The organism is Streptomyces ferrugineus, assembly GCF_015160855.1.
In the GTDB taxonomy this organism is placed as follows: Bacteria; Actinomycetota; Actinomycetes; order Streptomycetales; family Streptomycetaceae; genus Streptomyces; species Streptomyces ferrugineus.
Genome location: NZ_CP063373.1, coordinates 4,486,991 through 4,500,336 on the forward strand (window position 1 = coordinate 4,486,991; position 13,346 = coordinate 4,500,336).

Sequence of the window (13,346 nt, forward strand, 5' to 3'; positions counted from 1 at the left end):
CGGAGGGGAGGTCGAACGTGACGTCCTGAGGCATGCGCTTCCTTCCGGGAGACGGCGAGACAGGGTCCCCCGCCCTGCAAACGGGTGGCCGAAATGGCCACCCGTGCACTCGAACTCAGCTTCTATGGCCGAAAGTTGAACCGAGAAGCGGTGTGAGGCTTCCCAGAGCCTAAATGATCTACGCGTGACCTCACCGTGATGTCCGTTACTGCTTATGCCTCTTGAGCTGCGTATACTCGCGCGCCCCCCACATACGTCTGCGCGACCCGCGTGTCGCTGATCGCCTCCGCCGGCCCGTCGAACGGATCGCGGTCGAGGACGACGAGATCCGCCAGTGCCCCCGCCCGCACCACGCCCGTGTCGTCGAGGTGGTTCACATACGCCGAGCCCGCCGTGTAGGCGGCGAACGCCTCGGCGAGTCCGATCCGTTCACCGGGCAGGAACACCGGCGTGTCGCCGCCGCCCGGCGCCACCCGGTTGACCGCCACATGGATGCCGTGCAGCGGATCGGGGCTGCTCACCGGCCAGTCGCTGCCCGCCGCGAGCCGGGCGCCGGAGCGCAGCAGCGCGCCGAACGGGTACTGCCACGCGGCCCGTTCGGGACCCAGGAAGGGGATCGTCAGCTCGTCCATCTGCGGTTCGTGCGCGGCCCACAGCGGCTGGATGTTCGCGACGGCCCCGAGCCGGGCGAAGCGCGGCACGTCGGCGGGCTGGACGACCTGGAGATGGGCCAGGTGGGGCCGCGTGTCGCTCGGTCCGTTCGCGTCCCGCGCGGCCTCGATCGCGTCCAGCGCGTCCCGTACGGCCCGGTCGCCCAGCGCGTGGAAGTGGCACTGGAAGCCGAGCGCGTCCAACTCGGTCACGTACTTGGGCAGTTGCTCCGGGTCGAGGAAGCTGGTGCCCCGGTTGGCCGTGGCGCAGCCGCACTGGTCGAGGTACGGCTCCAGCAGCGCCGCCGTGCCGGTCTCGGCGACGCCGTCCAGCATCAGCTTGACGCTGCCCGCGCGAAACCGGCCGTGGCTCGACGCCGCCCGCCGCTCGACCAGTTCGGGAATCTGCTCGGCGCCGCGCTCGCGGTCCCACCACAGCGCGCCGACGACACGCGCGGTGAGCGAGCCGTCCCGCGCGGCCGCCAGATACGCCTCGGACGGGTCGTCCATGCCGAGGAACTCCCCGACCAGGGCGTCCTGCCAGGCCGTGATGCCGAGCGCGTGCAGATGCCGCTGGGCGTGCAGCAGGGCCGCCACCCGGTCGGCCCGAGTGGCGGGCGGGGTGAGCCGTCCCACGAGCCGCATCGCCCCCTCCTGCAAGGTTCCGCTCGGCTCACCGGAGCCGTCCCGGTCGATCCGCCCGTCGGCCGGGTCGGGCGTGTCGCGCGTGATGCCGGCGAGCGCGAGGGCCCGGCTGTTGACCCAGGCGCCGTGATGGTCACGGTTGGGCAGATACACCGGCCGGTCGGGCACCACCGCGTCCAGCAGCTCCCTCGTCGGCGTACCGCCCGCGAAGGCCTCCATCGACCAGCCGCCACCGGTGATCCACTCCCGTTCGGGGTGCGCGTCGGCGTACGCCCGCACCGCCGCGAGGGTCTCGTCCGCCGTCCGCGCACCGGTCAGGTCGCACTGGGCGAGCTCCAGGCCGGCCGGCACCGGATGCACGTGCGCGTCCTGGAACCCGGGCAGCAGCAGCCGCCCGGCGAGGTCCACCACCTCGGTCCGCGGCCCGGCGAGTTCGTGCACCTCCTGACGCCCTACGGCCGTGATGCGGTCGCCGGTGACGGCCACGGCGGTCGCGGTGCGGCCCTCGGGGGTGAGGACGGGGCCGCCGGTGAGGAGAAGGTCTGCGTGCATGGTCCGTTTCCTGGTCGGGGTCATCGGGAGGTGGCGAGCAGCTGGGGCGCGTCGGCGTCGGTGCCGGCACCCGTGTGGAAGTACGGCGACCTGCGCACCCATCTGGCCCACGCGGCGGCCACGAAGCCGGACGCGATCATCGCCAGGGGAGTGAAGAGCAGGAACCACCCGTTGTCCGCGCTGACTTCGAAGTGGTCGGCGGAGGTGTAGAAGGACCAGCCGAGGTAACCGCCGAGGCCGAGCAGAGCGGCCGCGCTCAGCGTGGGCAGCACCACCGCCCGCACTCCCTGCCACAGGTCCTCGCGCAGCAGGGCCCGGAACCGCACGGCGGCCGCCAGCGCCGTGAGCGCGTACGACAGGGCGACCACGATGCCCACGGCGGACACCGTCGCCATGATCATGTCGGCGAGCCGCGGGATGACCAGCGCCAGCGCCGCGAACACCGAGGCCAGCGCCCCGATCAGCACCGTGCCGGCGGCCGGAGTCCCGTACCGGGGGCTGACCTTGGACCACACCGGCCCGAGCGTACGGTCCCGGCTCATCGCGAACATCGCCCGGGCCGTCGGAATCACCCCGGCCTGCAGTGAGGCGACCGCCGAGAACATCAGGGCGATCAGGGGCAGCGCCGCCCACGGCTGGGAGGCGAGCCGTTCGCCGAAGAAGGCCAGACCCTCGGCGCCGTGGCCGACCAACTCCTCCTCGGACAGCACGCGTTGGAAGGCGATGGAGCCGAGCAGGAACAGTCCCAGCATGGTGAACAGGGTGGTGAGCCCGGCCCGGGAGGCGTCGCGCGGGTCGCGCACCTCCTCGTTGACGCTGAACGCGGACTCGAAGCCCCAGTAGCAGAACACCGACAGCAGCAGGCCCTGGGCGAGCGCGGTCGGCGACGGGATCGCGAACGGGTCGAACCAGCTCAGGCTGAAGTCGTGCGGGCCGGTGACGATGCCGTATCCGCAAAAGCCCAGCAGGACCACGTACTCGAAGACCAGCAGCCCGGCCTGGAGGCGCGCGGCGGTGCGGATGCCGGTCACGGCGGTGAGCGTGACCGCGACCAGGACCAGGATGCCGACGGCCGTCGTCTGCGCGGTCGAACCCGGGTCCAGCGCGAGGCCGCCCACCCGGTGCAGCCCGGCGTCGCCCGCGAGCTGGATCAGGGCCGAGCCGGTGACCGCCGTGGTGTACGCGAGGAACGCCACCACGGCCACGATGTTCACCCAGCCCACCATGAAGCCGAGCCACGGGGTGAGCGAACGGCCCACCCACACATAGCCGTTGCCCGCGTTCGGCTCGACCTTGTTGAGCCGGGAGTAGGCGCCCGCGATGCCCAGGACCGGCAGGAACGCCAGCAGCATGATCGCCGGCAGATGCAGCCCGACGACGCCCGCGGTGACGCCGAGGCCGATGCCGATGCTGGTGGTCGCGGCCGTGCTGGACGCGGCGATGGCGACACCGTCCAGGACGCCGAGGGACTTGCGCAGCGCGGGCCGCGCGGGAGGGTCGACGATGTAGGGCTGCTGGTCGGACATGGCCGCTCTCCGCTCGCACCGGGGGCCTGGGCGGCCCCGATGAGCGGACATGAAACTGCCCGAGGGGTTAACAGGTCAACGGCGTTGTCATAAGGTGCTGGGCACCGGCCAGAGGGAGGCAGACCATGAGCGAGCGCGTCGTCCCGCCCGCCGCCCGGCAGCGCAGGCGCCCCACCAAACAAGGCGTCGTCCTGTCCGAGGAACTGATCGTCGAGACCGCCCTCAGACTCATCGAGGAGCACGGCGCCGACGCCCTCTCGGTGCGCCGCCTCGGCCGTGCCCTCGGCGCCGACCCCAGTTCGCTGTACCGGTACTTCCGGCACACCGACGACCTGATGCTCGCCATCGCCGACGAACTGATCGGCCGCACCCTGCGCACCTGGCGTCCCACCGGCGACTGGCGTGCCGACCTGCGCGATCTCGGGCTGCGCATGCACGCGGGAGCCCTCGCGCAGCCCCGGGCGGCACTGCTCAGCTCGTACCGGGTGACGGGGCGGGCGCACGAGATCCAGGCCGTCGAGACGATCCTCGGCGTGCTGCGCGGGGCCGGGTTCCCGGACGCCGAGGCGGTGCGGATCTACCACGCCTTCGTCGACCAGGCCCTCGCCCACGGCGCCCTCGACTCGGCGAGCGCGGCGATGCCGGAGGCCGCGCGGGCGGCCGAGGCGGCGGTGTGGCGGTCGACGTACGCGCGGCTGCCGGCCGACACCCATCCGAACATCGCCGCCACGGCCCGCCATCTCGTGGCGGACATGCCACGCAGCTCCTACCCGGCGGCCCTGGACCTGCTGCTCGGCGCGGCCGGGGCCCGGCTGGCGGAAATCCGGTCCCGGACCCGGGAACCGACCGCCGCTGCTGCCGGCCACGTCGGCGAGCGGCCCTACGGGCCGCGACCCGAAGGCGACCGGCACAACGCGCCTCGGCGTCGGCCCGACCCGGGTGCAGGCCTGGCGCGAGGCTGACGAACTGGACGGGCGGGAGCTGATGCGGGACGGGAAGTGGCTGGTGGCGGACTGAAAGCGCCCGACGGGGACACCCGTGGGGGTACAGGGCGCGGGACAGGGCCGTCCCGCGCCCCGGACCCTGCGGAGGAACCATGCCACTGGTGAAAGCGGGCTTCGTGGTGCTCGACTGCGCCGAGCCCGAGAAGCTCGCGGTGTTCTACACGGAACTGCTGGAAGGCGAGCGAACGGACGTCACCGCCAACCGCATCGAGATCAGGGGCGCCGACGGGACCCGGCTGGCGTTCCGCCGCGACATGAACGCGACCCCGCCGAGCTGGCCGCGCCCCGAGAACTCCCTCCAGGCCCACCTGGACTTCGCCGTCGAGGACCTGGACGCGGCGGAACGCAAGATCGTCGGCCTGGGCGGCCGCCCCGTCGAGGCGAAGGAAGCACCGGGCCCCTACGAGGAACGCGGCTACGCCGACCCGTCCGGCCACTCCTTCACCCTGCGGCGCACGGTTGCCGCGACACCGAAGCAGGGTTGAGGCCACGGGGGTGAGCGTCGGGCGGGTCACGGTGAGCGCCGGACCCGCCCGGGTGGGCGGCGCAGACGGGCGTGCTCAGTCGCGTCCGCCCTTGTCGGCGACCGGCCACACCCCCGTCGAGCGTTCGATCGCCTTCGCGCCCGTGCGGTCCGCCAGGCTGCGGGCCATGGCGAACAGGGCGCCCTGTACCGCCGCCGCCAGCAGGATCTCGCCCCAGCCACGGTCGCGGTCCAGGGCGTCGGGGGCGTCCTCCTCGTGCCGTATCGCCATCCAGGTCTTGCGGAAGGCGAGCCCCGCCAGCGCCCCGCTCGCCCAGCCCAGCGCGAATCCCAACGGCTTGTAGGCAAGGGGGAGTTTCGGCTTCTTCTGCTTGTTCCTGGCCATGTGTGCCTGCGCCTCCTTCGTCGGTCAGGGCCGTCCGCGCGCCGGAACCCGCTCGGCCTCGGGCACCGGCCCGGGCGGTGTCCCGTCGCCGAACGGCCTGCCGCCCAGCTCCGCACGGTGGTGCGGCGTCAGCCAGCCCGCCAGATCCGGCCCGAGGGGCACGATGCCGGTCGGGTTGATGCCGCTGTGCACCTGGTAGTAGTGCCGCTTGATGTGGTCGAAGTCGACGGTGTCACCGAATCCCGGCGTCTGGTAGAGGTCACGGACGTACGCCCACAGGACCCGGTTCTCCGTCAACTTCCAGCGGTTGCACTTGAAGTGGCCGTGATAGACGGCGTCGAAACGGACCAGCGTGGTGAACAGCCGGATGTCCGCCTCGGTGATCGTGTCGCCGACCAGATAGCGCTGCCCGGCCAGCCGGTCGGTCAGCAGCTCCAGCCGCCGGAACAGCCGGGCGCACGCCCCCTCGTACTCCTGCTGCCCGGTGGCGAAGCCCGCCCGGTACACACCGTTGTTCACGTCCTCGAAGACATCCGCCATCACGGCGTCGATCTCGTCCCGCAGCGCCTCGGGGTAGAGATCGGGCGCGCCCTCGCGGTGCAGCGCCGTCCACTCGGTGGCCAGGTCGAGCGTGATGCGCTGGTAGTCGTTGGTGACCAGCCTGCCGCTGGGCACGTCCACCACCGCGGGCACGCTGACCCCGCCCGGGTAGTCGGTCTCCCGCCGGTCGTAGGCCTCGCTGAGGAACCGGATGCCGAGCACCGGGTCGCGGTCGCCCGGGTCCAGCGTGAACCGCCAGCTGCGGTCGTCCTGGATCGGGTCGGCGACCGCCAGCGACAGCGCCTCCTCCAGGCCGAGCAACCGCCGGGACACCAGCGCCCGGCTCGCCCACGGACAGGCACGGCTGACCACCAGACGGTAGCGGCCGGACGCCACCGGCCAGCCGTCCCGTCCGTCCGCCGTGATCCGGTCCGTGAAGTGGGCCTTCGACCGCTGGAACGACTTCTTCCCATAGGCGGTGTTGCCCCCGCCGCTCATGGCCGTGCTCCTCTCTGCCGTGCGCCGGGCCCCGGTCGGATACCGGGTTCCCGATCCCACCGAGTCCCCCGTTTCCCGCCGACGGCACGGTGTGAGCGGCACCGATCGGGGCAGTCGGAGTTGAATGAGCGGGACGAACAAGGCGCCGAAGACGGATCGCAGGACCCGTGTCACCGTCCTGGTGGCTCTCACGGCCAACCTCGTCATCGCCGTCGCCAAGGCGGTCGGCGGCCTGATCGCCCACTCGCCCGCGCTGCTGTCGGAGGCCGCGCACTCCGTCGCCGACAGCATGAACGAGGTCTTCCTGCTGGCCGCCCTGCGCCGCAGCCGCCGCCCCGCCGACTCCCGCCACCCTTTCGGCTACGGCAAGGAGCGCTTCTTCTGGTCCCTGCTCGCGGCCGTCGGCATCTTCGTGATGGGCGGCTGCTTCTCCTTCTTCCAGGGCTTCGAGGCACTGAGCGGCGGCGCCGAGGAGAAGTTCAGCGGCTATGTGGCGGGGATGACCGTCCTCGGTGTCGCCCTGCTCGCCGAGGGCGTGTCACTGGTACGGGCGCTGCACCAGGTGCGCCGGCAGGGCGGCATCGCGAAAGGGCTGCGTGATCCGGCCCTGCGCACGGTCGTCGCCGAGGACGCCACGGCCGTGCTGGGCGTGAGTCTCGCCTTCGCGGGCATGGCGCTGCACATGGCCACCGGGCGCATCGAGTGGGAGGCGTCCGCCTCGTTCGCCATCGGCGCGCTGCTGGTGTACGTCGCCTACCGGCTGGGCCGCGACGCCCGCGACCGGTTGATCGGACAGGCCGCCGACCCCGAGGCCGACGCCCGCATCCGTGCGCTGCTGGCGGCACAGCCCGAGATCGACAGCGTGGAGGCGCTGTTCACGATGAAGACCGGACTGGACACGGCCCTGGTGGCGGCCCGCGTCGACCTGGTGCCCGGCCTCGACAGCGAACAGGTCGAGGAGGTCGCCGTCCGCATCAAACGGTCCATCGGCCGCACCGTCGCCGAGGCGGACCAGATCTTCCTCGACGTGACCGAGCGCTCCGCCCGGGAGGCACGGGGAAGCCCCGCCGCGACGGGGGAACGCGGCGGGGCCTGACGCACGTGTGCCCGGCGAACGCGGGTTCATGCGTGCGGGCAGAACAAAATTTTCGCAAGCCCGGACGGCCGGAAGCGACGACCCGCCGACGGCACGCCTTCGACCGACCGGAGTCCCCCGGGAACCCGGTCAGTCCTCGCCGAAGGGCTCCAGCACGAACAGCGGGATGACCCGGTCCGTCTTCCTCTGGTAGTCCGCGTACGGCGGATACGCCGCGACGGCACGCTCCCACCACTCGTCCTTCTCCGCGCCGGTGACCTCGCGGGCCTTCATGTCCCGCGTCACCGTCCCGTCCCGCAGTTCCACATGGGGGTCGGCCTTGACGTTGTGGTACCAGACCGGGTGCTTGGGCGCCCCGCCCAGCGAGGCCACGGCGGCATAGCGGCCCTCGTGCTCGACGCGCATCAGCGGCGTCTTGCGGATCTTGCCGCTCCTGGCGCCCCGGGTCGTGAGCAGGATGACCGGCATCCCGGTGTTCATGAGGGTCGTCCCCTCGGTGCCGCCGGAGCTCTCGTACAACTCCACCTGGTCGCGTACCCACTTGGTCGGGCTGGGCTCGTACTCGCCCTCAAGAGGCATGACATCGGTCCCATCGTCGTGTCCTGGTGCTGACTGACACCGTCGTTCAACAGTGGCATGCGCGAGATTCATCCTGCCCATGGCCACGCCGTCATCCGCACGGCCAGCGCAAGGATCACGCCGCTCGACACCAGCGCCGTCACCAACCGCCCCCGGTGCCCCGTCAGCACCCGTCTCAGCAGCGCCCCGCCCCCGGCCAGCAGCAACTGCCAGCTCGCCGACGCGGCGAACGCGGCCAGCACGAACACCCCCTGTTCCAGGGGCGATACGGCGTCCGTGGCGCGGGTGCCGAGGACCAGGGCCGCGAAGTAGATCACGGTGGTCGGATTGAGCAGCGTGATGCCCAGGAGGGCCAGGTAGGCGCGCGCCGGGCTCGGGGGCGGGGGAGTGGAGCGGGTGGTGAGCCGGTGTTCGCGGTAGTGCCGTACGGCGGTGATCGCGCCCCGTACCGCGAGGGCCGCCAGCACCAGGGCGGAGGCCCAGCGCAGCGGCACCAGCGCCGGACGCAGCGCGCCGGCCAGTGCCGAGCCGCCGACGGTGGCCACGAGTGCGTAGAGCCCGTCGGCGGTCGCGACACCGAGCGCGGCGCAGACCCCGGTCCGCAGGGACGTACGAGCGGTGAGGGAGACCAGATAGGTCGCGACCGCGCCGACCGGGACGGCGATGCCGTAGCCCGCGAGCAGCCCCGCGACGAGCGCGGCGGTCACGACGTGGGAAGCGTGGGCCTCCACGGTCGGCCGGGCTGCTGCTGGGACCGCACCGCGGGAACGGCGACGGTCGGCGGCAGCGAGGCGATGGTCGTAGGCATGGCTGGATTCTGGCGCCGGTGACGGTGGGTCGGCAATCGAATTCCGCCCGAGCACCGGTCCGACCGCACCGCGGGGCCCCTCGGCCACCGTCGAGCCGAAGCCGTGTGCGACGATCCCCGGCCAGATCGCCCCCGCGCCTGATCTGGCCGAACTTGGCGTCGCCTTCTAGATGCCTCGGGCATCTAATGAAGATCGGCACGACGCACCCTTCGTCTGCGAGGTCTTCCATGACGGACACGACGGAATCGCACACCGTCACCTTCCCCCAGAGCCGAACCTGTCCGTACCACCCGCCCGCGGCCTACGACCCCCTGCGCGCGTCACGCCCGCTGGCCCGCATCGCCCTCTACGACGGCCGCCCGGTCTGGCTGGCCACCGGACACGCCCTCGCGCGCGCCCTGCTGGCCGACGCGCGGCTGTCCTCCGACCGCACCCATCCCGGCTTCCCCGCGCCGACGGCCCGGTTCGCCGCCGTCCGCGACCGCAGAAGCGCGCTGCTCGGCGTCGACGATCCCGAGCACCGCGTCCAGCGGCGGATGCTGGTTCCCAGCTTCACGCTCCGGCGTGCCGTCGAGCTGCGCCCGCAGATCCAGCGGATCGTGGACGACCGGCTGGACGCGATGATCGCCCGGGGAGCGCCCGCCGAGCTGGTGAACGACTTCGCGCTGCCCGTGCCCTCGATGGTCATCTGCGCCTTGCTCGGCGTGCCCTACGCCGACCACGAATTCTTCGAGGGCCAGTCACGACGCCTGCTGCGCGGCCCCACGGCCGCCGACACCATGGACGCCCGCGACCGGCTGGAAGCGTACTTCGCCGATCTGATCGACCAGAAGCGGAAACAGCCGGAACCGGGCGACGCAGTCCTCGACGAACTCGTCCACCAGCAGCTGCGCGACGGCGAGCTGGACCAGGAGGAGGTGATCGCCCTCGCGACCATTCTGCTGGTGGCCGGCCACGAGACGACCGCCAACATGATCTCCCTGGGCACCTACACCCTCCTCCAGCACCCCGACCGACTGGCCGAGTTGCGCGCCGACGCCGAACTGCTGCCCGCCGCGGTCGAGGAACTGATGCGGATGCTGTCCATCGCCGACGGGATGCTGCGGGTCGCCGTCGAGGACATCGAGGCGGGCGGCGAGACGATCCGGGCGGGTGACGGGGTGGTCTTCTCCACCTCGGTGATCAACCGCGACGAGGCCGTCTACCCCGACCCCGACGCCCTGGACTGGCACCGCTCGGCCCGCCACCACGTCGCCTTCGGGTTCGGCATCCACCAGTGCCTCGGCCAGAACCTGGCCCGCGCCGAGATGGAGATCGCCCTGCGCACCCTCTTCGACCGCCTGCCGACCCTGCGGCTGGCCGTCCCCGCGGAGGAAATCCCCTTCAAACCCGGCGACACGATCCAGGGGATGCTGGAACTCCCCGTGACCTGGTAAGAGGCTCCGGTCATGCACAACGAAACACGCGAAACGAACGAATCAGGCCATATCCATATCGACATCGACCACGATCTCTGTATCGGCGCCGGCCAGTGCGCCCTGGCCGCCCCGTCCGTCTTCACCCAGGACGACGACGGCTTCAGCGCCCTGATCCCCGGCCGCGAGGACGGCGGCGGCGACCCGATGGTGCGGGAGGCCGCCCGGGCCTGTCCGGTCAGCGCCATCACCGTGTCGGACGAGGAGAGTTGACGGGGCGAGTGCCTCGCTCGGCGCACCCAGTCGTCCACGGGCCCGCACTCCGGTGCGGGCCCGCCCGTCTCAGCGCGCCGCCAACAGCGACCGCGCCGCTTCCCTGGCCTCGGCCGCCGGCCGGGCACTGCCCGTGATCCCCGCCGTCACCATGGCGCCCTCGGCCAGCAGATACAGCGCCCCGGTCAGCCCGTCGGGCAGCCCGGCCCCGGCCACCAGTGAGCCGAGGTAGTCGCGAAACGCCGCCTTGTGCGCCCGCGCCTGTCCCGCCACCCGCTCCGAGAGGGCGCCCAGCTCGCCGTACGAGTTGATCCAGGCGCAGCCGCGGAAGTCCTCCTCGCCGAACCACTCCTGAAGCCAGTCGAAGACGGCCAGGATCCGCCGCTCGGGGTCCGGCTCCCGCTCCACGTACGAGGCGAGCCCGCCGCGCCAGCGCACGTCGCGCCGCTCCAGATACGCCTCGACCAGCAGCTCCTTCGCGGGGAAGAGCTGATAGAGCCGCTTGAGCGAGACCCCGGACGCGCCCCGGACGTCGTCCATGCCGACGGACTGGATACCGCGCCCGTAGAGCAGCTCCTCGGCGGCGTCCAGCACCCGCTCCCGGGCGGTTGCGCTGTCCATGTGCGACCTCTCCCGACCTCTCCTTGACCTGAGAACGTGCGTTCTCCTACGGTAGCAGCCAGCTGGAGAACGCACGTTCTCCACTGCTTCGCCCGCCACTTCGCCCCGGAGGACGACATGACCGACCGCCGCCCGCCCCTGCCCCCGTTCACCCGCGAGAGCGCCGCCCAGAAGGTGCAGGCCGCCGAGGACGCCTGGAACACCCGCGACCCGCACAAGGTCGCCCTCGCCTACTCCGAGGACTCGGTGTGGCGCAACCGCGACACCTTCGTCACCGGCCGCGCCGAGATCGTCGCGCTTCTCACCGCCAAGTGGGCGCGCGAGCGGGAGTACGCGCTGCGCAAGGACCTGTGGGCCTTCGACGGCCATCGCATCGCGGTCCGCTTCCAGTACGAGTGCCGGGACGCCGACGGCCAGTGGTGGCGGTCGTACGGCAACGAGCTGTGGGAGTTCGACGAGCACGGGCTGATGACCCGGCGCGAGGCGAGCATCGACGACGTGCCGATCGAGGAGAAGGAGCGCCGCATCCTCGGCCCGCGTCCGCAGAACGAGCGCGGACTGTCCTTCCCGGTGCGCTAGGTGTACTCGGCCGGGAGGTTGGTGACACGCCCGCTACCGGTTGTTGATCATGGAGGGACCTCCGGGCGTAGTGGAGATTGCCGTCTTCACTCACCTCGGAGGTCCTGGTGGCCCACGCTAATGCCCGGCTGACCTTTCACGGCAGATGCCTGCTGGTGCGTCGCGTTGTCTTCGACCGGCGCCCGGTCGCGCACGTCGCCAAGGAACTGGGAGTCTCCCGGCAGTGTGCTCACCGCTGGGTCAATCGCTATCGGGTCGAGGGCTGGCCGGGGCTGCACGATCGCTCCAGCCGCCCCCGCACCTGCCCCACACGCACGCCGGCCGAGGTCGAGGAGCGTGTTCTTCAGGCCCGCCGACGCCTGCGCCGGGGACCCGAGCAGATCAGCGAGGCCACCGGGGTTCCGGCCCGGACCGTGACCCGGATCCTGCGCCGCCACCACATGCCGCCCCTGGCAGCCTGCGACCCGCTCACCGGGCAGGTCATCCGGGCGGTGCGCAAAAGCGCCGCACGCTACGAGTACAACCAGCCAGGCGGCCTGGTCCACGTGGACGTGAAGAAGCTCGGCAAAATCCCCGACGGCGGCGGCTGGCGCGCCCACGGCCGCAGCGAGGACGTCCGCGGCCGCGGCATCGGCTACGACTACGTGCACGCCGCCGTGGACGACCACTCCCGCCTGGCCTACGCCGAAATCCTGGCCGACGAGAAAGGCGTCACCTGCGCCGCGTTCCTCACCCGCGCGGCCGCGTTCTTCGCCGGCCACGGCATCGCCCGCATCGAGCGCGTGATGACCGACAACGCCCGCAACTACCGCACCTCCGGCTCCTTCCGCGACGCCTGCCAAACCCTGGGCGCACAGCAGAAGTTCACCCGGCCCCACTGCCCATGGACCAACGGCAAGGTCGAACGCTTCAACCGCACCCTGCAGGCCGAATGGGCCTACCACCAGGTCTTTGCCAGCAACACCGAACGCGCCGACGCACTCGCACCCTGGCTGCAGTTCTACAACACTGGCCGCCGACACACCGCGCTCGGCGGCCAGCCACCAATCAGCCGACTGTCACCAAAGTCATGACCGGGTACAGCTAGGCCGTTTGAGTACGGTTCCCGGGTGACCGAACAGGCTGTGGCCGAACTGGCCCGCAAACCCTTCCTCTACGTCGTCGTCTGTGCCGCCGGCACCGCCGCGGACGTCAGCGAGCTGATCACCGCCGCGCAGAAGCGGGACTGGGAGGTCGGGGTCATCGCGACCCCGGTCGCCATGAACGGCTTCTTCGACACCGCCGCCGTCGAGGCCCTGACCGGCCGCCCGATCCGCTCGGCGTGGCGCACCCCGGCCGACCCCCGCCCGTTCCCGCCGCCCGACGCCGTCGTCGTGGCCCCGGCCACCTTCAACACGATCAACAAGTGGGCCGCCGGCATCGCCGACACCCTCGCCCTCGGCACCCTCTGCGAGGCGTACGGCCTCGGCGTCCCCATGGCCGTCCTGCCCTGCGTCGCCGACGCGCTCGCCGCCCACCCCGCTTACCGGGACAGCCTGGTGAGGCTGCGCGGGATGGGCGTGCGCTTCGGCGAGCCGTACGGCGGCGGGGCGGGCGCCGACGGCGGGCGGCCGGAGTTCGGGTGGGTACGGGCGCTGGATCTGCTGGATCGCGCTTGAGTGCCCGGCGGGCAACGCACCACGACGTACGC

Annotated in this window: 15 protein-coding genes; 8 read left to right on the top strand and 7 right to left on the bottom strand. The window is 71.9% G+C overall.

Features of this window, described 5'->3' with window-relative positions; translation table 11 throughout:
• Window positions 1-212: 212 nt before the first annotated feature.
• Together IM697_RS20490 and IM697_RS20495 are read right to left on the bottom strand one after the other, a co-directional pair.
• Complete coding sequence (locus tag IM697_RS20490) at window positions 213-1,847, bottom strand: amidohydrolase (RefSeq protein WP_194049153.1); 1,635 nt, start codon at window positions 1,845-1,847, stop codon at window positions 213-215.
• Window positions 1,848-1,867: 20 nt separating this feature from the next.
• Window positions 1,868-3,373 (bottom strand): APC family permease, encoded by a 1,506-nt coding sequence (locus tag IM697_RS20495; RefSeq protein ID WP_194049154.1) that lies wholly within the window; start codon window positions 3,371-3,373, stop codon window positions 1,868-1,870.
• A gap of 125 nt (window positions 3,374-3,498) precedes the next feature.
• On the opposite strand from IM697_RS20495, the gene IM697_RS20500 reads away from it, so the two are divergent.
• Together IM697_RS20500 and IM697_RS20505 are read left to right on the top strand one after the other, a co-directional pair.
• Window positions 3,499-4,335 carry a TetR/AcrR family transcriptional regulator gene (locus IM697_RS20500; protein ID WP_228044790.1) on the top strand — a complete coding sequence of 279 codons (837 nt, stop codon included), beginning with the start codon at window positions 3,499-3,501 and terminating at the stop codon, window positions 4,333-4,335.
• Window positions 4,336-4,469: 134 nt separating this feature from the next.
• Complete coding sequence (locus IM697_RS20505) at window positions 4,470-4,862, top strand: VOC family protein (protein WP_194049155.1); 393 nt, start codon at window positions 4,470-4,472, stop codon at window positions 4,860-4,862.
• 75 nt (window positions 4,863-4,937) lie between these two features.
• Here IM697_RS20505 and IM697_RS20510 read toward each other — a convergent pair whose 3' ends face one another.
• Together IM697_RS20510 and IM697_RS20515 are read right to left on the bottom strand one after the other, a co-directional pair.
• Window positions 4,938-5,246, bottom strand: a complete 309-nt coding sequence (locus tag IM697_RS20510; protein ID WP_194049156.1) for a DUF4235 domain-containing protein — start codon at window positions 5,244-5,246, stop codon at window positions 4,938-4,940.
• A gap of 24 nt (window positions 5,247-5,270) precedes the next feature.
• Window positions 5,271-6,284 carry a glutathione S-transferase family protein gene (locus IM697_RS20515; RefSeq protein WP_194049157.1) on the bottom strand — a complete coding sequence of 338 codons (1,014 nt, stop codon included), beginning with the start codon at window positions 6,282-6,284 and terminating at the stop codon, window positions 5,271-5,273.
• Between the two features lie 124 nt (window positions 6,285-6,408).
• On the opposite strand from IM697_RS20515, the gene IM697_RS20520 reads away from it, so the two are divergent.
• Complete coding sequence (locus IM697_RS20520; protein ID WP_194049158.1) at window positions 6,409-7,380, top strand: cation diffusion facilitator family transporter; 972 nt, start codon at window positions 6,409-6,411, stop codon at window positions 7,378-7,380.
• Between the two features lie 129 nt (window positions 7,381-7,509).
• Here IM697_RS20520 and IM697_RS20525 read toward each other — a convergent pair whose 3' ends face one another.
• Window positions 7,510-7,959 (bottom strand): nitroreductase family deazaflavin-dependent oxidoreductase, encoded by a 450-nt coding sequence (locus tag IM697_RS20525; protein ID WP_194049159.1) that lies wholly within the window; start codon window positions 7,957-7,959, stop codon window positions 7,510-7,512.
• A 68-nt stretch (window positions 7,960-8,027) separates the two neighbouring features.
• Window positions 8,028-8,666 (bottom strand): LysE family transporter, encoded by a 639-nt coding sequence (locus IM697_RS20530; RefSeq protein WP_194049160.1) that lies wholly within the window; start codon window positions 8,664-8,666, stop codon window positions 8,028-8,030.
• Window positions 8,667-8,995: 329 nt separating this feature from the next.
• Here IM697_RS20530 and IM697_RS20535 point away from each other — a divergent pair, with 329 nt between their 5' ends.
• Both IM697_RS20535 and IM697_RS20540 read left to right on the top strand, forming a co-directional pair.
• Window positions 8,996-10,204, top strand: a complete 1,209-nt coding sequence (locus IM697_RS20535; protein ID WP_194049161.1) for a cytochrome P450 — start codon at window positions 8,996-8,998, stop codon at window positions 10,202-10,204.
• A gap of 51 nt (window positions 10,205-10,255) precedes the next feature.
• Window positions 10,256-10,456 (top strand): ferredoxin, encoded by a 201-nt coding sequence (locus IM697_RS20540; RefSeq protein WP_194049787.1) that lies wholly within the window; start codon window positions 10,256-10,258, stop codon window positions 10,454-10,456.
• 69 nt (window positions 10,457-10,525) lie between these two features.
• Here the strand turns inward: IM697_RS20540 and IM697_RS20545 are convergent, their stop codons facing one another.
• Entirely contained in the window at window positions 10,526-11,077 is a 552-nt protein-coding gene (locus tag IM697_RS20545; protein ID WP_194049162.1) for a TetR/AcrR family transcriptional regulator, read from the bottom strand.
• A 117-nt stretch (window positions 11,078-11,194) separates the two neighbouring features.
• On the opposite strand from IM697_RS20545, the gene IM697_RS20550 reads away from it, so the two are divergent.
• From IM697_RS20550 to IM697_RS20560, 3 genes are all read left to right on the top strand, one after another.
• On the top strand, window positions 11,195-11,656 hold the full coding sequence (locus IM697_RS20550) for a nuclear transport factor 2 family protein (RefSeq protein ID WP_194049163.1): 462 nt from the start codon (window positions 11,195-11,197) through the stop codon (window positions 11,654-11,656).
• A gap of 107 nt (window positions 11,657-11,763) precedes the next feature.
• Window positions 11,764-12,729 (top strand): IS481 family transposase, encoded by a 966-nt coding sequence (locus tag IM697_RS20555; protein WP_194049558.1) that lies wholly within the window; start codon window positions 11,764-11,766, stop codon window positions 12,727-12,729.
• 36 nt (window positions 12,730-12,765) lie between these two features.
• A complete protein-coding gene (locus IM697_RS20560) occupies window positions 12,766-13,314 on the top strand; it encodes a flavoprotein (RefSeq protein ID WP_194049164.1) in 549 nt (182 codons plus the stop codon).
• Window positions 13,315-13,346: the final 32 nt, after the last annotated feature.